Origin of the sequence: Exiguobacterium sp. s80 (genome assembly GCF_018618725.1) — a bacterium.
GTDB lineage: Bacteria > Bacillota > Bacilli > Exiguobacteriales > Exiguobacteriaceae > Exiguobacterium_A > Exiguobacterium_A oxidotolerans.
Genome location: NZ_JACSMP010000014.1, coordinates 1 through 23,787, shown reverse-complemented (window position 1 = coordinate 23,787; position 23,787 = coordinate 1). Strand labels below are relative to the sequence as shown.

18 protein-coding genes are annotated in these 23,787 nt (G+C 47.7%); 5 read left to right on the top strand and 13 right to left on the bottom strand.

The window, feature by feature from the left end; all coding sequences use genetic code 11:
* Positions 1-460: 460 nt before the first annotated feature.
* The gene (locus KNP94_RS15265; RefSeq protein WP_088837825.1) at positions 461-964 is read right to left on the bottom strand and encodes a PTS sugar transporter subunit IIA; all 504 of its coding nucleotides are present in this window, start codon (positions 962-964) and stop codon (positions 461-463) included.
* A gap of 176 nt (positions 965-1,140) precedes the next feature.
* On the opposite strand from KNP94_RS15265, the gene KNP94_RS15260 reads away from it, so the two are divergent.
* Entirely contained in the window at positions 1,141-2,847 is a 1,707-nt protein-coding gene (locus tag KNP94_RS15260; RefSeq protein ID WP_215115929.1) for a M3 family oligoendopeptidase, read from the top strand.
* A 183-nt stretch (positions 2,848-3,030) separates the two neighbouring features.
* On the opposite strand, the gene KNP94_RS15255 is transcribed toward KNP94_RS15260, so the two are convergent.
* Both KNP94_RS15255 and KNP94_RS15250 read right to left on the bottom strand, forming a co-directional pair.
* Entirely contained in the window at positions 3,031-5,829 is a 2,799-nt protein-coding gene (locus KNP94_RS15255) for a putative bifunctional diguanylate cyclase/phosphodiesterase (RefSeq protein WP_215115928.1), read from the bottom strand.
* Between the two features lie 128 nt (positions 5,830-5,957).
* Complete coding sequence (locus KNP94_RS15250) at positions 5,958-6,380, bottom strand: CBS domain-containing protein (RefSeq protein WP_029331512.1); 423 nt, start codon at positions 6,378-6,380, stop codon at positions 5,958-5,960.
* Between the two features lie 174 nt (positions 6,381-6,554).
* Here KNP94_RS15250 and KNP94_RS15245 point away from each other — a divergent pair, with 174 nt between their 5' ends.
* Together KNP94_RS15245 and KNP94_RS15240 are read left to right on the top strand one after the other, a co-directional pair.
* A complete protein-coding gene (locus KNP94_RS15245; protein ID WP_214810544.1) occupies positions 6,555-8,804 on the top strand; it encodes a methyl-accepting chemotaxis protein in 2,250 nt (749 codons plus the stop codon).
* 120 nt (positions 8,805-8,924) lie between these two features.
* The gene (locus KNP94_RS15240; protein ID WP_159173084.1) at positions 8,925-10,082 is read left to right on the top strand and encodes a helix-turn-helix domain-containing protein; all 1,158 of its coding nucleotides are present in this window, start codon (positions 8,925-8,927) and stop codon (positions 10,080-10,082) included.
* Positions 10,083-10,171: 89 nt separating this feature from the next.
* Here KNP94_RS15240 and KNP94_RS15235 read toward each other — a convergent pair whose 3' ends face one another.
* The 10 genes from KNP94_RS15235 to KNP94_RS15190 all read right to left on the bottom strand — a co-directional run bounded on the left by KNP94_RS15235 (position 10,172) and on the right by KNP94_RS15190 (position 21,843).
* On the bottom strand, positions 10,172-10,681 hold the full coding sequence (locus KNP94_RS15235) for a DUF6933 domain-containing protein (protein WP_214807168.1): 510 nt from the start codon (positions 10,679-10,681) through the stop codon (positions 10,172-10,174).
* 38 nt (positions 10,682-10,719) lie between these two features.
* On the bottom strand, positions 10,720-12,078 hold the full coding sequence (gene rlmD / locus KNP94_RS15230) for a 23S rRNA (uracil(1939)-C(5))-methyltransferase RlmD (RefSeq protein ID WP_029331518.1): 1,359 nt from the start codon (positions 12,076-12,078) through the stop codon (positions 10,720-10,722).
* Between the two features lie 30 nt (positions 12,079-12,108).
* Entirely contained in the window at positions 12,109-13,071 is a 963-nt protein-coding gene (locus KNP94_RS15225) for a diacylglycerol kinase (RefSeq protein WP_029331519.1), read from the bottom strand.
* 155 nt (positions 13,072-13,226) lie between these two features.
* The gene (gatB, locus tag KNP94_RS15220) at positions 13,227-14,660 is read right to left on the bottom strand and encodes an Asp-tRNA(Asn)/Glu-tRNA(Gln) amidotransferase subunit GatB (protein WP_215115927.1); all 1,434 of its coding nucleotides are present in this window, start codon (positions 14,658-14,660) and stop codon (positions 13,227-13,229) included.
* Positions 14,661-14,672: 12 nt separating this feature from the next.
* Positions 14,673-16,115 carry an Asp-tRNA(Asn)/Glu-tRNA(Gln) amidotransferase subunit GatA gene (gene gatA / locus KNP94_RS15215; protein WP_214810542.1) on the bottom strand — a complete coding sequence of 481 codons (1,443 nt, stop codon included), beginning with the start codon at positions 16,113-16,115 and terminating at the stop codon, positions 14,673-14,675.
* Between the two features lie 16 nt (positions 16,116-16,131).
* Entirely contained in the window at positions 16,132-16,422 is a 291-nt protein-coding gene (gene gatC / locus KNP94_RS15210) for an Asp-tRNA(Asn)/Glu-tRNA(Gln) amidotransferase subunit GatC (protein ID WP_088837833.1), read from the bottom strand.
* A gap of 201 nt (positions 16,423-16,623) precedes the next feature.
* Positions 16,624-17,844: an Nramp family divalent metal transporter gene (locus KNP94_RS15205; protein ID WP_215115926.1), complete on the bottom strand. Its 1,221-nt coding sequence runs from the start codon at positions 17,842-17,844 to the stop codon at positions 16,624-16,626.
* Between the two features lie 446 nt (positions 17,845-18,290).
* Positions 18,291-19,802, bottom strand: a complete 1,512-nt coding sequence (gene putP / locus KNP94_RS15200; protein ID WP_305794661.1) for a sodium/proline symporter PutP — start codon at positions 19,800-19,802, stop codon at positions 18,291-18,293.
* A 78-nt stretch (positions 19,803-19,880) separates the two neighbouring features.
* The gene (pruA, locus tag KNP94_RS15195) at positions 19,881-21,425 is read right to left on the bottom strand and encodes an L-glutamate gamma-semialdehyde dehydrogenase (protein WP_029331525.1); all 1,545 of its coding nucleotides are present in this window, start codon (positions 21,423-21,425) and stop codon (positions 19,881-19,883) included.
* Positions 21,426-21,555: 130 nt separating this feature from the next.
* Complete coding sequence (locus KNP94_RS15190) at positions 21,556-21,843, bottom strand: HesB/YadR/YfhF family protein (protein ID WP_088837836.1); 288 nt, start codon at positions 21,841-21,843, stop codon at positions 21,556-21,558.
* A 126-nt stretch (positions 21,844-21,969) separates the two neighbouring features.
* Here KNP94_RS15190 and KNP94_RS15185 point away from each other — a divergent pair, with 126 nt between their 5' ends.
* Positions 21,970-22,812, top strand: a complete 843-nt coding sequence (locus KNP94_RS15185; protein WP_215115925.1) for a hypothetical protein — start codon at positions 21,970-21,972, stop codon at positions 22,810-22,812.
* A 14-nt stretch (positions 22,813-22,826) separates the two neighbouring features.
* A complete protein-coding gene (gene bcp, locus KNP94_RS15180; protein WP_215115924.1) occupies positions 22,827-23,276 on the top strand; it encodes a thioredoxin-dependent thiol peroxidase in 450 nt (149 codons plus the stop codon).
* Positions 23,277-23,787: the final 511 nt, after the last annotated feature.

Sequence of the window (23,787 nt, the reverse complement as noted above, 5' to 3'; positions counted from 1 at the left end):
CTGTAGACAAAGTGCTATCGGAGATCAAGCGTCTTTTTTCGTTGCTTTCCTCGGGCGAGGCGCAAGCCGTTACTCCTTGGTCCTCGCGGACAACGAGCAGGGTCTTGCCTGCCTCTGAAAGTGCGTTAAAAACGCACTTTTTCCCGTAGGAGTCAACGAAACATGACGCTTTTTAGGTAATACCGTGACGGAAATCCGGGCATACAGAAGGTTTAGAGCGCAATCCGTCTCGAATCGCTTTAGAACCGCGAAAAGCAGTCGGTCGCGACCCTGCAACTTTGCTGTAGCGGCGCGACCGATTGCCGCTTTGAAGACGAGGTGAGACAGGGAAGCGCGAACGGATTGCCTCTCGTTATCGCATGTTCACGCTTCATAAGCGTTTATCTACACGCTGAAACTCCCTCATCTCGTAAGATAAGGGAGTTCAGATGAGGCGCGAAACAGCGTACGCCATCAGAAATTATTTATGTGTTGCCTTGAACAATTCTGTTTCGCCTGCCACTACTGAAGTACCTTCAGCAGGAACAGCAGAAAGTGTGAATTGGTCGTGGTTCGTGACGATGATTGGCGTAACCGTCGATGGTGCGTTCGCACGGATGTAATCTAAATCGAACTCAACGAGGACATCGCCCGCTTTGACTTTATCACCAGATTGAACATGTGCTGTGAAACCTTCACCTTTAAGATTAACTGTATCTAAACCAACGTGAATTAATAGTTCGAGACCATCTTCACCTTTAAGACCGATTGCATGTTTTGTTGGGAAAATCGTTTCGACTGTTGCGTTAATCGGTGCGACCACTTTACCTTCAGTCGGTTCGATTGCGACTCCGTCTCCCATCATTTTTTGTGAGAAGACTTGATCGGGTACGTTCTCGATGCTGACGATTTTACCTGTAAGTGCAGAAGTGATTTTTGCGTTTCCTGCTTCGTTGCCACCAAACAATTTTTTAAAGAATCCCATGATACTATCCCTCTACTTTCTTGATCGTTTTTCTTCATTGAAGAAGATTCGATTTTTTTATAGGAGCGTGTTTATGAACGACTCGCTCACGTTCTCACAAAAAGCATACGTTTGTCCCTCTAGTTTTGCAAGTATTTTTGTGTGATAATAGTTAGAAATCAAAAGGAGGCGCTTACATGTTACCATTTTCAGAACTTACATATGTCCGTCCTGATCTGAATGTTTTAGAAACCACCATGCAAAACGCAATTTCTCGTTTAAAAGAAGCCACACAAGTCGAACAGGCAAACGCAGCCATCACTGAGATTAATACCCTTAGAAACCAATTCGAAACAGCGAGCCAAATCGTCGAGATTCGTCATACGATTGATACGCGCGACGCATTTTACGAAACGGAACAAGGCTTTTTTGATGAAGCAGGCCCCGTCTATCAGGGCTACGTCTCGAGTTACTATCATGTGTTGACGGCGCATGCGCTCCGTGAACAGCTCGAAACGACTTGGGGCAAACAACTCTTCCTCTTAGCAGAAGCCAGCTTAAAAACTTTTTCAGAAGCAATCATTCCGAAGCTTCAAGAAGAAAATCGTCTCTCGAGTGAATACACGAAGTTGATGTCTTCAGCAGAAATCGAATTTGATGGCAAAACGTTGAACTTGTCTCAGTTCGGTCCTTACTTGCAGTCACCTGACCGCGCGGTTCGTAAAGCGGCTTCAGAAGCACGTTACGGTTATTTAGCAGAACACGGCGAAGCGATTGATACGATTTACGACAAACTCGTCCATGTCCGGACTGAAATCGCCACGACGCTCGGATTCCCATCATTTGTCGAACTCGGTTATGCCCGGATGCTTCGCGTCGACTATAACCAGTCGATGGTCGAAGATTACCGCAAGCAAATCCTTGACACGATCGTTCCGATTGCGACGTCACTAAAAGAACGTCAACAACGCCGGATTGGTGTCGATTCACTCTACTACTACGATGAAGGATTCGCTTTCAAATCAGGAAACGCGACACCGCAAGGCGAGGAAGCTTTCATCATCGAAGGCGGAAAAAAAATGTACCGCGAGATGTCGCCTGAAACAAATGAGTTCTTTGATTACATGATCGAGCGTGGTGCCCTTGATTTGACGGCGAAGCCAGGTAAAGCAGGCGGTGGGTATTGTACCTACATCGCTGACGAAAAACTGCCGTTCATCTTCTCGAACTTCAACGGGACGTCGGGAGATATCGACGTCTTGACGCATGAAGTCGGTCATGCTTTCCAAGTTTATGAGAGCCGTCACTTCACGACACCGGAGTACGGGTTCCCGACATATGAGGCATGCGAAATCCATTCGATGTCGATGGAATACTTCGCGTACCCATGGATGGAAGAATTCTTCGGTGAAGAAACATCGAAGTATAAATTCAGTCACTTGGCTGGCGGTGTTACCTTCTTACCATATGGAGTCGCAGTCGACGAGTTCCAACACGTCATCTACAGCAAACCGGAGCTAACACCGGCTGAACGTCGTCAAGCGTGGCGGACGATCGAGAAGAAATACCTCCCGCATCGCAACTACGAGGAGAATGACTACCTCGATTCAGGTGCTTGGTGGCATCAGCAAGGACACGTCTTCGGCAGCCCGTTCTATTACATCGATTACACGCTCGCTCAAGTTTGTGCCTTCCAGTTCTATGCATGGATGGAGAAGGACCGCGAAGCCGCTTGGAAATCGTACCTCGCGCTCTGTAAAGCAGGTGGATCAGAAAGCTTCCTTGCACTTGTCGAACGCGCCGGCTTGAAGTCACCTTTCGCTGACGGGACAGTCGACGAAGCGGTCGCACCAATCAAAGCCTATCTCGAACAAGCAGACGACTTAGCACTCGATCGTGTCTAACTAAAACATGCCTGACAGCAACAGGAATCACTCGTTCGCAAGTGTGCTGTCCTCAAGCAAAAAACATAAGCCCCGTTTTCCTGTCAGTTCAATGGACAGGAAAACGGAGCTTTTTTTGTGTACGCGTAGTTTACGTTAAGCCAACCGAAACGAACGAGGTACCCACTCTCCGCTTCGATTGTCTCATGAAGATTTCAATGTTTCCTGATGCTGCATGAACCAAACTTCAAATTCATCTGCCGGAATCGGACGGGAATAGTAGAACCCTTGTCCATATTCACAGTCGAGCTTTCGTAAACTCTCGCTTTGTTCCAACTGTTCAATTCCCTCTGCGACTACGTCGTACTTCAACGTATGCGCAAGCTTGATGATTGTCTCGATCAATGGTGCATTCGAACATGCATCTTCCCCGCTAATGAAGGAGCGGTCGATTTTCAGACGTTGGATCGGAAGGCGACTTAAATAAGACAAAGAAGAATAGCCGGTTCCAAAATCATCGATTGCCAATTGATAACCCATTGCATGTAGCGACTCGAGGGCATCAAAGACGCGTTTATCGGAAAAGACACCAAACGATTCCGTGATTTCTAACTCCATCCGCCGTTCAATTCCCGGATGTTCATTTCTGATATCCGCCAAATAGTCGACGATGCGACCGGAAGCAAGTTCTTTCACTGATAAGTTAGCTGAAACACCAAGCATCGCAAGTGGCGTCTGCTCCCAGCGTCTAATTTGGTTGACCGTTTCCTGAACGACCCACATGCCGACTTCTTCAATCAGCATCGAGCGCTCGGCAATCGGAATGAAGACGGCCGGGCTAATCATGCCTCGTTCAGGATGGAACCAACGGAGTAACGCTTCACAGCCTTCGACCTGTCCTGTCTTTAAGTTAATTTGTGGCTGATAAAATAACTGAAGCTCATTTTTGACGATCGCTTCGCGCAACTCTGCTTCGAGAACGACCGATTCACGGTACTCTTCACTCATCCATGATTCGAACCAAACCGGCTCCCCTGCTTGATCCCGTTTCGCATGTTGCATCGCGATATCAACAGATGACAAGAGCGAGGTCACGGCAACTGCATCGTTCGGATAACGGACCATACTCATACTGATGCTGACATGGATTTCTTCACCTTCGACATAATACGGAAGTTCCATGACTCGTTTTAATTCGTGGTAATCGACGATGCCTTGCTGCGAAATCAAGACAGCAAATTCATCTCCACCGATTCGTGCCGGTGAACCTGTCCCGATGAAGTGACGGCGTAAACGGTTCGCTACTTCTTTTAGAATCAAATCACCCGCGCTATGCCCATACGCATCATTGATGCGTCTAAACTGGCGTACACTGACTGTGACGAGTTCGCCGGGCTGTAACCCTGCCAATGCTTCCGTCATCTTTTGTTCGAAACCATTTCGATTCAATAGCGTTGTCAAGACGTCATACAGTGCCAGTTGCGTAATCCGCTCTTCTCGTCTGTATTGATCCGTTTCATCGTGACACGTTAAATAAAGTGCAATCCCGTTCTCGCTTTTCGCCGGCACATAAATGATGTTGACGAACATATTCCGAATGTCCGCTTCGAAAATCATCTTACAACGAATCGTTTGACTATGCCCTTCGATTGCCCCATTTAAGGCACGACGCACCCGGTTCAAATCAGCCGGGTGAATCAGTTCTTCAATCGTCACGAACTCTGTCGTCTCGACGAGCTTCTGGAACTGGTCATTCCCATGCAATAACTTGAAGTCTGCTGCTAAGGCAATGATTGGATCTGTATTTTGTGAAAACAGGGATTCGATTTCTGCTTTTCTCTGTTTGATTTCGAGCGTTTTTTGGTCATTGTAATCCAGTAGTCCTGAGATAATCGCCGTCATCGTCCGAAAAGCATGGACGACAGGTTGAAAATCATTGCGTTCCGGCACTTGATAAAACGATTGTTGCTGTCCTTCAGCAAATACGTTTGCTTCTTCCTGTAACATGACTAAGTCTTTTCGGAAAGCACGTAACAGCAAGAGCGTCAGTAAGAGTAAAGCGAAAATGATGAAGCACGTCGCAACGAACATCAACCACGCATTTCGAATGACATCATTTCCCCGGTCCGTCATTTCCGTTTGTACGTCTGAAATTGCTCGATTAAACAAACGGTACATGCTGCCTTGATAGCGATCTGAAATACGTTCTAACGTTTCGTATTCGCGAAGTGCGGGTTCACTCAACGTCGTATCGATCACACCAAAATATGCCGCCATCTCACTTTTCATCGTATTAATATCAAGTCTCGACGCTCCGTCTTCAGCATCAATCGTTGCCGAAAGCGTTTTCGTCACCGTATCATTTCTCACTGCCAAATCTTGACGTATTTGCCGTATTCTTGATAACTCGTATGCATCCAATTGTTTGTCTTGATCTGCACTAAGCAGGCTCTGTCCTGCTTTTCCGAAATCCCGTTCCATTAAGAACAGGTTAGAAAACAAGGAATAATATTTCCCGGTATCTTGACTGAGCGATAGCTGATTAAATAAGATTTCACTTTTATAATTTGCTACGGCCGTAAAAAATCGATTGCTTGCGACATAACCGTTTTTTCGCACCTCGTCGATTTCGGTTAGTACGTCCTCTTTCAAAGAACTTGATGTTGGCATTGTCTCTAAACGTTTGCTCAGCGCCACGAGCTCGTCATCGACCTTTTCCGACCACTCGATTCGTTGCGTCAACGAGTCATCGACCCGTGAACTCAAGGATAAATAATAATAGTATGTAAGATCGCGTTCCGCCTGATTGACTTGTTCAAATACATCCATCACGCCGCTCGCACGTTTATAACTGTAACCTTCTTCTACATTTTTTAAGAGTTGCTGCGTCGCAATTAACACGGCTAACAACCCGATAATCGAAATCATCCATGAGAACGTTTTATAGTAGGAGCGTTTCCGAAATGCTTCTACGATGAAGACTGGTGGTAAAAGTCGCAACACATCGTCCTCCCTAAATTGTCATTATGTCTATATATCGTCTAAAAGAAGCGATTCGTGAAGTGGAAAGAGGTCAATAAAAACGCTTTCGCCCGTTTATTTTCGGGACAAAAGCGTTTTTGATCCATTCTTCAATATTGGACATTCTCTCGCTCTACCTTTTTAGCGAAATAGTCGATGATGTCGCGTCGACGAATGATTCCAATGAAGTGTTTGCCGTCATCAATGACGGGCACGAAGTTTTGATCAGTGATGACCTCAATCATTTCTTCCATTTGTGCTGTGATCGAAACGGGTTTATAACGAACACGTTGTTTAATGTCTGTCAGACGTGTTTGAAGTACATGATCATAATCCGCATGTTCCAGGTTTTTTTCAAGTGCCCAAAGCACATCACCTTCCGTGAGCGTTCCTGCATATTTTCCTTTATCATCAACGAGCGGGACTGACGTGAACCGATGATGTTTCATCTTTTCAAGTGCTTGCCTGACCGTCGACTCAGGATCTAAGTATTTCACTTCATCTTTTGGCAATAAGAAAAAAGCAATATTCATTTCTAAGTTCCTCCCTAGTCACTCTGTGACATCCACTTTATTTTATCATGAACTTCCGTTCGATTCATTTCTCAAATCATGAAAATCTCACCATAATTCCTTCATATTTAACATTACCCGTCCGATAATCAGAATAGACAGATTTTATAGATTATTTAGATAGGAGAATTACATATGCGCCTTCCCATCACACGCCGTCTTTTCATCGGTCTCATTCTATTACCTGCGCTTACGTTAGGTGTCTCAACCTGGTTCTCATACAACCAGACAAGTCAAACTGTTGAAAATCTTGTCGATTCAACGTCTCAAACGGCATTAAAGCAACTCGAGCAATCCTTCTCGCGGATCATCGACGATACAAAAAAAGATACGTCTTTACTCGCCGGACTCCCGTTCACGCGGGCGAGTGGCTCACTGCCGAACTATACTGATCCAAAAGACCTTCCTGATCTGACGGACGAACCGTCTCAAAAAGCAAAAGACATTTACAGCGTCCTCGAAAAATACGGTTCATCGAAAATCGAAAATTCTTTTCTCCAATACGCTGATACGTCAGGCGGCTACTTGAACTGGCCGAAGCAAGACGTCCCTGCCGGCTATGATCCACGAAGCGACCTTTGGTATAAACAAGCACTTGAAAATTCAAGTACGGTCGCCATGAGCGAACCGTATTATGACGAAGCGACGAAACTATCCATCATCAGTTTCTCAAAAGCGACACTTGATGATCAAGCAAACATCAAGGGTGTCTTGTCCGTCTATAAAAGCATCAACCGCCTCTCAGAAGACATGAAGCGAATCGAAATCGGACAGGAAGGTTTCGTATTCAGCTATACAAAAGACGGAAAAGTCGTCACGCACCCGAATAAAAATTACTTCTTTAAAAGTCTCGACCAACTCCGTGAAGAAGGAAAGTCTTATTTCAGTGCACCGAAACAGATGATTGACCAAGAATCCGGTTCCGCCATCATGGATGTTGCGGGGAAAAAATCAGTCGTCATCTGGCAACTCTCTTCTAAAACAGGTTTCAAGCTAGCAGTCGTACTAGATTATGCGTCTCTGTATGCTCCTAAAGATGCCATGCTCGAACAGTCGCTCATCAACTTTGTCGTCGCGATTGCGCTAGCGACATTGATTGCCTGGTTAATTGGACGCTCAATCAACCGTCCCCTCTCGACACTTCGGACGGAAGCCCTCGCGATCGCAAGCGGTGATTTACGGACGACAAAACGTCCAAAACGCTTTATTCGCGATGAACTTTCTGACCTCAATGAGAATTTCGATGCGATGCGTCAAAAGTTGCGTCAAACGATTACGGCCATGACACAATCAGCCGGAACCGTTCGTGATGCGTCACAGGACTTATCAGCAAATGCGACCCACGTCCAAAATGCGTCACAACAAATCGGTCAAACGATGGAAGAAATTGCAGCCGCCGGTGAAACGCAAACGAAACAGGCGGAACGATCTTCGCATGCCGTTTACGGTGTCAAGGAACGCTCGGTCGCGATGCAACAAGCGGCTGCTACGACGTTGTCTGAAGTCGCATCCGTCGCCGATGCCGCAACACGCGGTAGCTCACTGACGAAACAAACGATTACCGACTTACTACAACACTCCGATTCACTCGAACAGGAAATTCAGAACACATCCGAATTCCTCGGTAAACGTTCAGGCGAAATCGGAAAGATTCTCGGGACGCTTCAAGCAATTTCAAGCCAGACGAATCTCCTGGCTTTGAATGCCGCCATCGAAGCGGCGCGTGTCGGTGAACAAGGTCGAGGTTTTGCCGTCGTCGCAAGTGAAGTCCGGAAGCTTGCAGAGGAAAGCGATCATTCTGCAAAACAAATTAAACAGCTCCTCGATAATATTCAAAAAGAGACGCACACCGCGATGAGTGCGATGAACCATGTCATGGATGACTTGAAAATTTCCCTTGAGTCCGTCAAAACGACAGGCATCGACTTCGAACAGATCGCCGGTTCCGTCCATCATGTCTCACAACGGACTGAATCACTAACCGGTGATATCAGCGCTCTGACGACTGCGACAGAAGAAGTGTCTGACGCGATGGGAACGATTCTCGCGTTGACAGAAGAGAACGCAGCCGGTATCGAAACGAGTGCCGCAAGTATCCAGGAAACGAATGCGACAATCGAAGCCGTCACGACGGCAGCGACGCACTTGGCTCATATCGCAAGTGAACTTCATCAATTGACGTTCGACTTCCAATTAGACGATACACTGCCACCTGAAGAAAGAACCGAAGCTGACGAACTGCCTCATGCCGATGCGTCTGATGAAGTTGCGGACGAAGCAGCCGTGACCGAATTGGAACAGACAAGCGATAGCGACTTGTTTGAACTCGATGCTGAAGAAGTGCTCGATGATTCGACTAATCAGCAGGAATCAGACAATCGTTGATAAGCCTTATTAAAAAAGGAACCTGCCACGCGCAGGTTCCTTCTTTTCGTTCCTCCCTATACAATTTCTTGTACACCCCTTAGACTAGACTTAATGATTTCTACCGAGAGGAGTAGACCCATGAAGCCGCTACAAACAGACGATTTAATCCAGATTGCTGAAAGTATTTATGGGACGACCGGTTTTTTTGTATCGTACCAATCACATGAAAACGATTCACTTCATGTACGACCAACCGCGCCTGTCCATCCCGATCAATTGACGCTTGAAACCGAGTGGCCGACTGCTGAAGCGGTCCCACTCCTCTACACGCTAAAAGATGGAACGGCGTATTTATTCATTGCCGTCGCAGATCAAGGGCAATACCGAATTGGTCCCGTCCTGTTACAATCCGCCTTGTTTCGCGCGCATATTCAGGATGAGTCTTATCACCAATTTTATAAATCGTTACCTCGGACGACTGAAAATCGATTAATCGATTGCGCTCACCTCGTCTATCGGCTATTGAACGGACGACAGCTCCCGTCCCGCGCAATCCGGACAGAGTCTGAAATCGTCGAAGAAGAAATCCCGCTCGTCGCAGACGTGCCTGCCCATACAGGAACGACAGCCTACCGCAAAGCTTGGCAACGCGAACAGCAAATCATCGACTGGATTTCCTCCGGTCAAAGCGAGCGCTTGGCGACGACTTATTCCTTACCTGCCTATGGTGAATTCGGCTCGCTCGCACGCCATCAACCACTTCGGGCAGAAAAGAATCTCCTACTTGGAACGGTCCTGCTCAGCGCACGTGCTGCCATTATCGGTGGACTTGAACCGGACGAAGCCTTCTCACTCAGCGACCGGATGATTGATTCGATTGAAGCAGCAAACAGCATCTCTGAGCTTCGTAATCGCCACGTCCGGATTACTGTCAGTTTCGCAGAAGCCGTCAAGCAAATCCAAGAGTTACGACACTCGCCACACGTCTTAGCTGCCATCCGTTACATTCAACAGCATCTTTATGATCCGTTGTCCGTCTCTTCAATCAGTCATGCGATTCACGTCTCCTCCAATTACCTATCCGTCCTGTTCAAGGACGAAACTGGTCTACCGCTTGCCCGGTATGTCATCCGGGAGCGAATCCGGGAGGCGAAACGCTTGCTCCGTTCATCTGATGATTCGTTGCTGACGATATCAAACAAACTGCATTTTTCGAGCCAAAGTCACTTCAGTCAAGCGTTTAAACAGACGACTGGTGAGACACCCACCCATTATCGACAACGGCACTACCTGTAAAACGCAGCTGACGATTTAGTTTTTTTAACCGACAACAGGACCCCTCCGTTTACACGAAGGGGTCCTGTTTTTTGAATCGCCTGATTTAGTTAAAAGGACGAGTCGAACTCTTTTTTTAGAAGATCGATCGGCGCTGCATAGCCGATTGGACCACACAATAAATTTTCTCCGATCCACATACTTAAATCCATCATATGCACTTGTTCTGTCGGTAAAAAGTCCTCAAGCTTCCACGAAATACTAATGATGGCATCATTCAATTGTCCGATGATACTTCGATCATGTGTCTTCGAGTACTGGACGTCACCGCACCGTTCCAGATAACGATCCACGACCGCATTAGAAAATCCTTCTGCTAAAAATGTGTCCTTGATTGCCTTCAAGGCAATGACATCAAATTGTTTGAATTCTTTCATTTTCATGCCGTAGAAGACGATACTATATCTTGTTTTGTTATTCATCAAGACAACACATTTTCTTCGATCAAACGTGAACACATTCGCATGCCATTCATAAAAAGAACCTGCGTGAGTTGTCTCATACGGAGTTAAGTTGATTTTCATCGCATCTGCTAGTTTTTTTGTACATTCGATCAGCATGCTCCAACCCCGCTTTTCCTTTAGTTAGAAAGTTGCTCTTACATTTTTACGAAAAGAGCTACACTCTCGACGTGTGTCGTATGCGGGAACATATCGACAGGTGTGACTTCCATCAGCTTGTAACCAAGTTCAGCAAGCAACTTCGCGTCACGTGCTTGAGTTGACGCGTTACATGAGACATAGACGATTCGTTTTGGTGCCACTTCAGCCGCAGCACGCAGGAATTCTTCGTCACAGCCTTTACGCGGCGGGTCAACGACGATGACGTCCGGTTTGATTCCAGCTTTGACGAGTGCCGGCATGACGGATTCAGCCGTTCCATACTCGAATGATACGTTGTCGATACCGTTCGCAGCTGCGTTGCGACGTGCGTCGTCGATTGCTTGAGGAACCATTTCAATCCCGTAGACATGTTTCGCTTGTTGTGCAAGTGATAATGAAATCGAGCCGATACCGCAATACGCGTCGACGACGATTTCTTCACCTGTCAATTGTGCATACTCCAGTGCTTTACCGTATAGTTTCTCCGTTTGCAACGGATTGACTTGGAAGAATGAATGTGGCGAGATTTCATACGTCAATCCGGCGATTTGATCGCGGATGACAGCTGGTCCGTGCAGGACGATGTTCTTTTTCCCTAAGATGACGTTCGTATCCTCTGGGTTGATGTTGTGTTGAATCGATGTCACGTTCGGGACGGCTTTTAAGATGCCGGCGACGATTTTATCGATACCACGCAATTGTTTGACCTTCGTCACGAGGACGATCATCAATTCATTCGTATGGTACCCGTGACGTGCCATGATGTGACGGATGACACCCGTTTGTTTCTTTTCATCGTAAGCTGGGACTTTTAAGTCAGCGAGGACTTTACGGACCGCTTGGATCGCTTCATCATTTTCCTTGTTTTGAATCAAGCAGTAATCCATATCGATGATGCGGTGGCTCCGTTTTTGGTAAAAACCGGCCATCAACTTGTTCGACTGGAAAGCGACCGGGACTTGTGCTTTATTGCGGTAGCCCCATGGATCTTCCATACCGATTGTTTCATGGACCGGAATTTCGAGTCCTGCGAGGCGGGCAAATGCATCACGAACACGGTTGTGCTTAAAGACGAGTTCTGCATCATATGATAAGTGTTGCAGTTGGCAGCCCCCACATTGGTTGTAGACAGGACATGGCGGCTCGACACGGTCAACACTCTTCGTCTTTTGACGGATAATTCGTCCGAAACCATATGATTTCGTTGTTTTCGTAATTCTGATTTTGACTTGTTCCGTCGGTAAAGCTCCTGGAATGAAGACCGTATAACCATCGATTCGTGCGACACCTGAACCGTCGTGCGTCAAATCGACGATATCGACGACGTGCTCGTCATTTTTTTGTACTGGGATCATAATTGGGTTCCTCCTAGAAAACCCCGCGCCTTACGCGAGGTTTGTTTCTGTTTCTTGTAGTTGTGTATTAATCAGTTCCATCTCATCGATCCGGAACTTCGGTGTCATGACATCGAAATGCGACTGTAAATTCGTCATCTCCCCTTCACAGGTGCCACCGAACTCACCGTCGATGTTCAAGCTCATCTCAGAAGTATTTTTCATCCGGACGAATGAAGTCGTGACATGCTCGACACAAGGATCCGAGAAGTGATCCCCTTTTAAGGCGAGACGCATGACGCGAATCAGTTCGACAAGATTACATTTTTTTAAGATGAATAAATCAAACCGTCCATCATTGAGTGACGCATTCGGAGATAGCTTCTCAAAGCCACCAACGGAGTTCGTATTCGAAGTCAAAAACAACATGACTTCGCCTTTGAACGTCCCTTTTTCATGTTCGAGTTCGACATACGTCGGACGGATTTGTGGTAACTTCTCCATCCCTTTGACGTAATAAGCGAGTTGTCCGAGTGCCGTTTTGAGTTTTGACGGAACCTCGTAAGACAACTCCGTCATGATGCCGCCACCTGCGATGTTGATGAAATAATGAACACCCGTCGTTCCTTCAATCTTCCCAATGTCGACAGGCATCGTATAGCCGGTGCAGATGACATCCATCGCGCCTTCAATCGTCAACGGAATCCGCATCGCTCGTCCAAAATCATTCGTCGTCCCGACAGGCAAGACACCCAGTTTAGGGCGAACCTTGTAGGCAGCCATGCCACTGATGACTTCGTTTAACGTTCCATCTCCACCCGCAGCCACGACGAGGTCAAATTCAGCTTCACAGGCCCGTGCTGCTTCATGTGTTGCGTCACCGACCGCCTTCGTCGAATAGACGGAAGTCTCATAACCCGCTGCTTCAAGCCGGTCTAAGATATACGGCAGATTTCGCTTTACCATCTCTTTCCCGGAAGTCGGGTTATAAATCACTCGCGCTCTAGGTCTCATAAGTTTTTCTCCTTTTTAATCAACCGGTCATTTGATACATAACTGTTTTATTTTACATGAAGTTTTGCTACATTACAAAGCCGAAAAAAAAGATGTCCCCGTTTTCCGCCTGATTACGAGACGAAAAATGGGGACATCTACTCTGATTTAAAGGATTATTTTAATTTTTCGAGTTCTTCATGGAAGAGTTGATCGAGGAGGGCCGGATTCGCCATCCCTTTCGTTTTCTTCATGATTTGACCGATGACGAAACCTTTTTTCCGGTCTCGTCCACCCACGAGTTCTTCGACGACAGCCGGATTTGCTTCGAACATCTCGACGATCAGTCCTCGTAAGAGACCTTCGTCAGAAATTTGAGCGAGTCCTTGTTCTTCGACATACTGACGCGGTTCGACACCCTGTTCGATCGTCGCCGCGAAAACTTGTTTCGCGATTTTCGAAGAAATCGTTCCGCCGACAATTAATTCGATCATCTCGGCGAGACGTGCCGGTGTCAGTTTGATTGTTTCGAACGTTTCACTCGACTTGTTCAAGTGTCCTTGTACTTCACCGACTGTCCAGTTCGCTGCCGCTTTCGGTTCTGCACCGGCAGCAATCGTCGCTTCGAAGTACTCAGCCATCTCGCGTGTGACGGTTAATTGTTTCGCGTCATACGCGGATAAACCGAGCGTTTCTTGATAGCGGACACGACGTGCATCCGGAAGTTCCGGAATCGCGGCACGAATCGCTTCTTTCCAGTCTTCGTCGAGGACGAGCTTAACGAGATCCGGTTCTGGGAAGTACCGGTAATCGGACGCGCCTTCTTTCACACGCATCAAGACAGTCTGTTTTTTCGCTTCGTCAAACCGAAGTGTTTCTTGACGCATGACGCCACCCGCCAGTAAAAGTTTACGGTGACGGTCTTCTTCGAATTCGAGTCCTTTTAAGACGTTACCGAACGAGTTGAGGTTCTTCAGTTCGGTTTTTGTTCCGAACTTCTCTTGCCCGTATGGACGGACCGAGATGTTACAGTCGCACCGTAACGAACCCTCTTCCATCTTCACGTCCGAGACGCCTGCGTATTGCAGGACTTCTTTCAAACGTTCGAGGTAGGCGACCGCTTCTTTTGGTGAACGCATGTCGGCTTCACTGACGATTTCAATCAAAGGTGCGCCCGTCCGGTTAAAGTCGACGACAGAATGATTAGCACCCGTATGGTTCATCTTCCCGGCATCTTCTTCTAAGTGGACCCGTTCAATCCGGAAGCGTTTTGTTTCACCGTCGACTTCCGCATCGATGAATCCATCAAACCCGATTGGCTGATCGAATTGTGAGATTTGGTAGGCTTTCGGCGTATCCGGATAGAAGTAATTCTTCCGGTCGAATTTTGTTTGATCGGCGACGTGGCAGTTGAGCGCCATTGCCGCACGAACCGCGAGTTCGACTGCTTTTTCATTGACCATCGGAAGTACGCCCGGGTGTCCGAGACAAATCGGACAGGTTTTCGTATTTGTTTCCGCACCGTACTCACGGGCACAGCCACAAAACATTTTTGTATTTGTATTTAGTTCGGCGTGGACCTCGATGCCGATAACCGTTTCAAAGTTCATAACGCACTCTCCTTATAACTTCGGAAGCGCGAATCCGCCCGTTGCAAGCTCGAAAGCATGCGCCGCACGATAGATCGTCGCCTCGTCAAAGTGTTTTCCGATGATTTGTAGACCGACTGGTAATCCGTCGACGAGACCTGCCGGGACCGAAATCGCCGGAACACCCGCTAAGTTGATTGGAATCGTCAAGATATCATTCGCATACATCGTCACAGGATCATCGTTTTGTGCACCGAGTTCGAATGCAGGTGTAGGTGCCGTCGGTCCGATGATGACATCATAGTTCGCGAGGACGTCATCAAAATCTTTTTTAATCAATGTCCGCGCTTGTTGCGCTTTTTTATAATACGCGTCGTAATAACCTGAACTTAACGCGTACGTTCCAAGCATGATGCGGCGTTTGACTTCGTCGCCGAATCCTTGGGCCCGTGAATACTTGAAGACATCTTCGAGTGCATCTGCTTCAGCACGGACACCGTAACGGATCCCGTCAAAGCGGGCTAAGTTTGATGAGGCTTCTGATGAAGCGAGTAAGTAATATGTCGCAAGCGCGTACTTCGAGTTCGGAAGGGATACTTCGTCGACCGTCGCTCCGAGGGACTCGAGTTTTTTGATGGCTGCACGAATGTTGTCTTTCACAGATTCACTGACACCTTCGCCGAAGTATTCTTTTGGAACGGCGATTTTCAAGCCTTTGATATCACCTGTCAGTGCTTTCGTATAATCGATCCGGTCAACGTTCGCTGACGTCGAATCCATGTCACAATGCCCTGCGATCGCGCTAAGCAAATAGGCGTTGTCTTCGACCGTCCGTGTCAATGGTCCGATTTGGTCGAGCGATGACGCGAATGCGACGAGACCGAAACGTGAAACGAGACCGTACGTCGGTTTTAAACCGACGACACCACAATAGGCAGCCGGTTGACGAATCGAACCCCCTGTATCAGAACCGAGACTGAACAAGACTTCTCCCGCCGCAACAGCAGCGGCTGATCCGCCTGAAGATCCGCCTGGAACGTGTTTTGTGTTCCATGGGTTACGGACCGGTTTGTACGCTGAATTCTCATTGGAAGACCCCATCGCGAATTCATCCATGTTCAGTTTACCGATCGTGATGGCACCTGCTTCATGTAAACGTTCGACGACAGTCGCGTCGTGGGCGGGGACGAAGTTCTCGAGGAATTTCGAGCCGCATGTCGTCGTCATTCCCTTCGTGACGATATTATCTTTCACACCGATTGGTAAGCCGAACAATGGGTTTGCTTCATGTTTTGCGAGCTCATCCATCCGTTTTGCTTGTTCGAATGCGTCTTCATTCAAGGACAAAAAGGCGCCGACCTTCCCGTCAACACGATCGATTTGATCAAACGATTCTTGAACGAGATCCGATACTTTCACTTCGCCATCCTTGACGAGTGTATGCAGTTTTTTGACACCATGCTCAAAAAGTGACATTCCTGTTTTCTCCTCCTTATTCGAACACTGCTGGGACGCGGACTTGTCCGGCTTCCCAATCAGGCGCGAGTCGTTCTACTTCCGTGCGCGGAAGCGATGGACGTACTTCGTCTTTTCGTAAGACGTTCTTTAAATCAAGGACATGCGTCGTAGGTTCGACACCTGTCGTATCAAGTTCATTTAATTGCTCAGCAAAACCGAGAATTTTTTCGAGCTGAACCGTAAATTGTTGTACTTCTTCATCTGTCACGGCAAGGCGTGCCAAATGCGCCACGTGGCGGACTTGCTCTTCATTAATATTTGCCATGTCATTCCACCTCCGGAACTTTTGCAGTATATTTTACACTATTTCTAATCATAGCACTTTTTAGTCAGACAAAAAAGACGATGGTGCATCGGGGGGAGGTCCGCACCATCGTCCTTATAGGGGTAGCAAAGCTTTCGGGCGGAAAGCTTCTAGTAATTCATTACCCGTGCGACTGTTTTACAAAACAAAATAACAGAATATTCAAACTAAAAGATCGACTAATAAATAGATATTGAAGATGATGACGATCGTCACGATACTCCAGGCAAGGAGTTTCATCTTCATCCCGTTCTTGAAGTCACCCATGATTCGCCCACTCGACGTTGCCCGAATCAATGGAATCAGCGCGAACGGAATCCCGAACGATAAGGCGACCTGACTCCAGATTAAAGCACGCGTCGGATCAAATCCCGATAACAACAATAAAATGGCTGGTGCCATCGTGATGCTTCGACGCAGGAAAATCGGAATCTCAATCTTTAGGAAGCCACGCATGATGGCATCACCGGACATTGTCCCGACGCTTGATGACGCAAGACCGGACACGAGTAAGGCGACCCCGAACAGGTACGGTGCTGTTCCACCGAGCGATGTCCCGAGTCCTGAAAAAATACTTTCAAGTGTCGCTGCTTTCTGATCGGTTCCGAAGAAGACTGTCGCCGCGATGACGAGCATCGCCCCATTGACCGCCCCTGCGATCAACATCGCTGCCCAAATATCAAGTGTCTGAATTTTCATCAATCCTCGTTTATCCGCAATTTTCCCCATCCGGCGTTTCGTCAAATCCGAGTGCAAATAAATCGCGTGCGGCATGACTGTCGCTCCTAACATCCCGGCAGCAAGGACGATACTCGGTGTTCCCTCGAATCCGGGAATCAAGCCGCCTGCCATGTCCTGCACGTTCGGCTCGACCTGAATGACTTGGATCGCGAATGCAACGGCAATGACGAGGACCAGTCCAGCGATGACGGCTTCGAAATGGCGTAAGCCCTTCCGTTCAAAGCCGAGAATGACGAACGACGCGATGGCTGTTAACAGCGCAGCGATTTTCATATCAATATTAAATAACAAATGAAATCCGAGTGCGGCACCAACGAATTCCGCGAGATCCGTCGCCATGGCGACGAGTTCTGCCTGTGCCCAGTAAAACAGTCGGGCAACGGGCGATAGCTCGTCCCGGATGACTTCCGCCAAGCTCATATTACTGACGAGTCCAAGTTTTGCTGACAACGTTTGGATGACGACCGCCATCAAGTTCGCTGCGACGATGATCCAAAGTAATAAAAATCCGTACTGGGCGCCGGCCGTCATGTTCGTCGCAAAGTTCCCCGGGTCGAGGTACGCGACGGCGGCAACAAAGGCCGGACCGATAAATTGTCTTTTTTTCAATCGTTCGACCGGTGCTACCGGTTGACTGACCATATTGAACACCTCTCTTTAGTTGCAAGTATACGCTTTTCTTTCCTTCAGGCAACATACATGCTTCACGGAAATACTTATTAACAAAGTAAACTGAATCATTCAGTCCTGAAATCAAGCCATCTACCATTCTTTTTGACCGCGCATTCTAACCACAAAAAAAATCGAAGTTCACATTCAAGTGAACTTCGATCAGATTGTAGACAAACGCTGATGAAGATTGAAGCTTATCTATTCGCATACTGTCTTACTGCGCTTCCCCGTCTTGACTCGTCTTCACGGCAATTCAAGACGAATTGCGCCCTAAACTGCCTGCATACCCGGCTTTCCGTCACGGTATCACCTAAAAAGCATCACGTTTCGTTGACTCCTACGGGAAAAGACGCTTGATTTCCCGATAGCACGTTGTCTACAGTCTGAGTTCAGTCCTTACATGACCTGCTGTTCACTTACACGATTTTCCGCTCTGGTTCGACACCTTTCAACTGCGCCTTTACTTCATCAAACTCACGGTAGACCGCTTCGCTCGGTTCAGCCGTCGCCAGACTGACGACAACGAGTGCAATCGTCGACGCGAGGAATGCAGGAATCATTTCATACATCTCCGAAATATAGAACGGTAAATCCTTCACGTACAGTTTGACTAAAATCCAGGCGATGACGACGACGGATCCCGTCAGCATCGAAGCGAGTGCTCCCGCTTTGTTCATCCGGCGCCACAGTAAGCTGAACAAGACGACCGGACCAAAAGCAGAACCGAATCCTGCCCACGCGTACCCGACGAGTGTCAAAATCGATTTTTGTGCGCCGAACGATAACGCAATGGCAAGTAAGGCAACCGCCAGCACCATGATACGACCGACGAGCATCAACTCTTTGTCTGAAGGCGTCCGCTTCATGAAGCGTTGATAAAAGTCATTGGTCGCAGCACTCGAAGAGACGAGTAGCTGTGTCGAAATCGTCGACATGATGGCAGCGAGTAACGCTGCGAGTAAGAGACCGGTAATGAAGCCCGGGAATAGATCACGCGAAAGCTGAATGAAGACGTTCTCCGGGTTGTTCAGCTCAATCGCCTGTTGCGTAAAGTACGCATAACCGAATAATCCTGTCACCATCGCGCCGATGATGGAGAAGGTCATCCAAACCATCCCAATCCGGCGGGCCGACTTCATTTCACTCAAGTTACGTATCGCCATGAAACGGACGATGATGTGCGGCTGACCAAAGTAGCCGAGTCCCCAAGCGAGTAAGGAGATGATGCCGATAATCGTCGTTCCTTTAAACAGTTCAAGTTTTGAACCATCCGTCGTCCGAATCGTCTCGAGCGTCTCATTGATCCCGCCGCTCAGTGAAAGGGCGACACCCGGAACAATCAAGAGTGCGATGACCATGATCATCCCTTGGACGACATCCGTCCAACTGACGGCGAGGAATCCGCCAAGGAACACGTAGGCGATGACGACGCCTGCTAAAATCCAAAGACCCGTCGTGTACTCTAAACCGAAGACCGCTTCAAACAATCGGCCGCCGGCGACAAACCCGCTCGATGCGTACATTATAAAGAATATTAAGATAACTCCAGCTGAAACTGTACGCAACACACCACTTTTGTCATGGAATCGTTTTTCGAAATAGTCGGGAATCGTGATTGCGTCGCCCGCATGCGCGGTATACGCCCGCAGACGTGGCGCAACAAGCAACCAGTTTGCATAAGCTCCGAGCAATAGGCCGATCACGATCCATCCACTGGACAGACCAGTTGCAAACATCGCACCCGGCAATCCCATCAACAACCACCCGCTCATATCGCTTGCTCCGGCTGAGAGTGCAGTGACGACGGGCCCGATCGTACGTCCTCCAAGCATATAATCATTCATGTTTTTCGTCCGGTAATACGCCATCACGCCAAGCGTCACCATCAGACCGAGATACAGTAAAATCGCTAACCACATTCCGTTCATCCTTGCTCCCCCTTTTCTATGGTGTATAAAAAAACGGATATGCAGGTCGCATACCCGTTTCATCTATTAAACACTAATTCAGAACATTTCTGAAGTCGTTTTTGCTTGCAAGTGGAGTGTTAAATAATCCGGTCCACCGGCTTTTGAATCCGTTCCTGACATGTTGAAGCCGCCAAACGGTTGGTACCCGACGATTGCGCCTGTACAACCACGGTTGAAATAGAGGTTCCCGACATGGAAGTTCGCCCGTGCGTACTCTTGGTTTGTCCGGTCTTGTGTGATGACTGCCCCTGTCAAACCGTACTCCGTGTTGTTCGCGATCGCGATTGCTTCTTTAAAGTCTTTCGCTTTCGTGAATGCAACGACCGGTCCGAAGATTTCTTCTTGCATCAAACGATCCGTCGGTTGAACGTCGGCGACGACCGTCGGTGAGACGAAGAAGCCTGTTGAATCGTCAGCCGTTCCGCCTGCTGCAATCCGTCCTTCTTGTTTTGCGATATCGAAGTACGACGTGATTTTTTTGAATGCCGCTGCATCGATGACAGGACCGACGTTGTTCGTCACGTCGACCGGGTTCCCGATGCTCAGTTTTGCTGTATTCGCAACAACTTTTTCGAGTAACTCGTCGTAGACGGAGTCGAGTGCGACGACACGTGAACACGCTGAACATTTTTGACCGGAGAAGCCGAATGCTGCTTTTGTGATCATGTCTGCCGCGTAATCAAGATCGGCTGACTCATCGATGACCATCGTGTCTTTTCCGCCCATCTCTGCGATGACACGTTTGAGCCAGATTTGACCGTCATTTAATTTCGAAGCACGTTCGTTAATCCGGAGACCGACATCACGTGATCCTGTGAAGCTGATGAAACGTGTTTTCGGGTGGTCGACGAGGTAATCCCCGACTTCTGCCCCTGGTCCCGGGATGAAGTTCAAGACGCCAGCCGGAAGACCTGCCTGCTCCATGACTTCAACGAATTTAGCAGCGACGACAGGTGTCGTCGATGCCGGTTTCAAGAGAATCGGGTTTCCGGCGACGATTGCCGCAACCGCAGTCCCTGCCATGATCGCGAGTGGGAAGTTCCATGGTGAGATGATGACCCCGACACCGAGTGGGATGTAATCGTAACGGTTGTATTCACCCGGACGACTCTCGACTTTTTTGCCGTCTTTTAAGACGAGCATCTGACGTGCATAATATTCAAGGAAATCGATTGCTTCTGCTGTATCCGCATCTGCTTCGTTCCATGGTTTCCCAGCTTCTTTGACGAGGTACGCCGAGAATTCATGTTTGCGTTTCCGGATGATGTTCGCTGCTTTGAACAGGACGTCCGCACGAACACTCGGATTGACGAATTTCCACGTTTCGAATGCTGTGACAGCTGCCTGCATCGCATCCTCTGCGTGTGCTTGTGTCGCTTTTGAGACACGTCCGACGATCTCTTCTTTGTTTGCCGGATTGACCGAAACGATTTTATCTTCCGTCGTCACATGTTTGCCCCCGATGACGAGCGGATAATCTTTTCCTAGCTCTTGCGATACGAGTGCAAGTGCCTCCTCGAACGCTTTCTTGTTCGCTTCTTGTGAGAAGTCCGTGAATGGTTCGTGTTTGTACGGAATCATCTCTATTCCCCCTTTATACATACTTTTAATCGCTTACATTCTCCATTGTACAGAAGCATGACGCCGCTTACAATTATTCTAGTCAAAAAAAATGAGCAGGCTGCGTTCTCCCGCTCACATTTCGCTCGAATTATTCAGTTGCTTGGGAAAAGACGATCTCTTCGTTTTGGATTGAGACCTTGACGTCCTGCTCCTGGAACAACCACTCATCTTGATCGGAGACGACGAAATGAATTCCGTCCACGACTTCTTCGACAGCTGCCCGTTCGACTTCTTCCATATGGACACCGACCGAAAACCCTTGTGTCAAATCCGTCGATCCGCCGTATTTCGCGAAAAAGCGAATCGTGTCGCCTTCCTTCGCTTCCATCTCATCTTTAAAGTATTGTAATGCTTCATCCGTTACGTGAATTTTCATGTTTTATCCACTCCCCTTTATACTAGTGTACCTATTTCCTACTCAAAAAAGCGAATATCCTGTATGGTGAAGACAGTAAACACTTCATTCCATCATTCCTGTTGATTCTGATTTAGGAGGTCCTATATGAAACGATTAATCACAGCTCTACTATCAACGAGCATTCTGTTAGTCGGATGTGGGAACGATTCCACTTCCTCTACAGATACTGAATCCCCGAAGACGACGGAAACGAAACAAGTCGCGCAAGCTGACCAAGCCGTTCTTGATGTCTATCAAGCCTATCAAGATACGTTAGGGAAAACGGGATCAGCTGATGCAAAAGCACTCGCTAAGATTGAGTACACGGGTGAGTCCGAACCTTTACGCGCAGCAACGATTGGTGCTAAAAACCTGAACGTCACGCCTGGTAAGGTCGTTAAAAGCTTCCAACAAGGCGACGTCGCCTATATCATCCATGAATTCAATGATGCGGACGGGTCCCCGCTCCCGAACCGTGCGTCGAAGTTATTCCTGAAAAAAGATGGGGAATGGAAAGCTGTCATCGCACCAACGACCTTTGAACCAGCCGTCTTCACGACACTCGCTGAGATGTTTGATTCATTTAATGCAGACGAATACGGCGTCAATGCCAAAGCAGCAGAAGCCGTCGGGAACACACCGGAAGATGAACAGGATAAAGTGTTCACACGCGTCAATGCCCAGACCGACTATATGGCACTCGAGATGAACAGTAACATCTTAATGATTTACGGTATGGCACTCGGCAACGAAGGCAATCCCGAAGTATTAGTCGACTACTATTCCGATTACGCGGACTGGTATGTCGATGAACAAGATCTATTACTCAAAACTGCGAAGGCCGGAACAGACTATGAAAAATATTTAATCGCACTTGACCCATTAAAGGAAAGCTTACAAAAGAAACTCGGAAAATACGCTGATCAACTGAACATGGAACTAGGTTAAAGGAGGACTCTTTTATGAACGCACCGACATTTACGTTACCGAACGCTACAGGCGAAGACATTTCACTCGCCGATTATCGTGGTAAGAAAGTCATTCTCTACTTCTATCCGAAAGACTCGACACCGGGTTGTACGACGGAAGCCTGTGACTTCCGTGACGCGACGGACGCCTTCGCGGCTGAAAATACCGTCATCCTCGGGATCTCCGCTGACAGTCAAAAACGGCATCAAAACTTTATCTCAAAATATGAACTTCCGTTTCAACTTCTCTCTGATGTCGATCATACGGTCTGCGAACAGTATGGGGTCTGGCAACTCAAAAAGAACTACGGTAAGGAATATTATGGAATCGTCCGTTCAACGTTTTTAGTTGATGAGGCGGATGAATTAATCCAAGAATGGCGAAGCGTTAAAGTTAAAGATCATGTTTCTGAAGCCTTAAACTACGTAAAATCACTTGATTAAAAAGAAAAACACGTTACTGATGTAGCCTGTTTCAATGTAGACAAACTCTTATGAAGAGTGAATATGCTATAACGAGAGGCAAAGTTCGCGGTTCTAAGCGATTCGAGACGGATTGCGCTCTAAACCGTCCGCATGCCCGGCTTTCCGTCACGATGTTACCTGAAAAGCGTCACGTTTCGTTGACTCCTACGGGAAAAAGTGCGTTTTTAACGCACGTTCAGAGGCGCAAGCCGTTGCTCCTTGTCCGTTAGGATCAAGGAGCAACGGCTTGCGCCTCGCCCGAGGAAAGCAACGAAAAAAGACGCTTTCATCTTCCGATATCACTTTGTCTACACGCTGACCACGTTACGGATGTAGCGTGTTTTTTAATTTTACAATCATTTTATCGCTACCAATTTTATCCTTTCAAAAATTTTTTTCACATGACGGTTTGTCAAATTAAGTGCAACACTTCTTCCGTGAAGACCTCGTATGCAGTTTTCCAGTTGAGACATTTTCGCGGTCTCCCATT

What these genes read in the sequence shown, in the direction of transcription:
- KNP94_RS15265 (WP_088837825.1), bottom strand. Translation starts at nt 964, where the DNA reads ATGGGATTCTTTAAAAAATTGTTTGGTGGCAACGAAGCAGGAAACGCA.
- KNP94_RS15260 (WP_215115929.1), top strand. Translation starts at nt 1,141, where the DNA reads ATGTTACCATTTTCAGAACTTACATATGTCCGTCCTGATCTGAATGTT.
- KNP94_RS15250 (WP_029331512.1), bottom strand. Translation starts at nt 6,380, where the DNA reads ATGAATATTGCTTTTTTCTTATTGCCAAAAGATGAAGTGAAATACTTA.
- KNP94_RS15245 (WP_214810544.1), top strand. Translation starts at nt 6,555, where the DNA reads ATGCGCCTTCCCATCACACGCCGTCTTTTCATCGGTCTCATTCTATTA.
- KNP94_RS15240 (WP_159173084.1), top strand. Translation starts at nt 8,925, where the DNA reads ATGAAGCCGCTACAAACAGACGATTTAATCCAGATTGCTGAAAGTATT.
- KNP94_RS15235 (WP_214807168.1), bottom strand. Translation starts at nt 10,681, where the DNA reads ATGCTGATCGAATGTACAAAAAAACTAGCAGATGCGATGAAAATCAAC.
- rlmD (WP_029331518.1), bottom strand. Translation starts at nt 12,078, where the DNA reads ATGATCCCAGTACAAAAAAATGACGAGCACGTCGTCGATATCGTCGAT.
- KNP94_RS15225 (WP_029331519.1), bottom strand. Translation starts at nt 13,071, where the DNA reads ATGAGACCTAGAGCGCGAGTGATTTATAACCCGACTTCCGGGAAAGAG.
- gatB (WP_215115927.1), bottom strand. Translation starts at nt 14,660, where the DNA reads ATGAACTTTGAAACGGTTATCGGCATCGAGGTCCACGCCGAACTAAAT.
- gatA (WP_214810542.1), bottom strand. Translation starts at nt 16,115, where the DNA reads ATGTCACTTTTTGAGCATGGTGTCAAAAAACTGCATACACTCGTCAAG.
- gatC (WP_088837833.1), bottom strand. Translation starts at nt 16,422, where the DNA reads ATGGCAAATATTAATGAAGAGCAAGTCCGCCACGTGGCGCATTTGGCA.
- KNP94_RS15205 (WP_215115926.1), bottom strand. Translation starts at nt 17,844, where the DNA reads ATGGTCAGTCAACCGGTAGCACCGGTCGAACGATTGAAAAAAAGACAA.
- putP (WP_305794661.1), bottom strand. Translation starts at nt 19,802, where the DNA reads ATGAACGGAATGTGGTTAGCGATTTTACTGTATCTCGGTCTGATGGTG.
- pruA (WP_029331525.1), bottom strand. Translation starts at nt 21,425, where the DNA reads ATGATTCCGTACAAACACGAACCATTCACGGACTTCTCACAAGAAGCG.
- KNP94_RS15190 (WP_088837836.1), bottom strand. Translation starts at nt 21,843, where the DNA reads ATGAAAATTCACGTAACGGATGAAGCATTACAATACTTTAAAGATGAG.
- KNP94_RS15185 (WP_215115925.1), top strand. Translation starts at nt 21,970, where the DNA reads ATGAAACGATTAATCACAGCTCTACTATCAACGAGCATTCTGTTAGTC.
- bcp (WP_215115924.1), top strand. Translation starts at nt 22,827, where the DNA reads ATGAACGCACCGACATTTACGTTACCGAACGCTACAGGCGAAGACATT.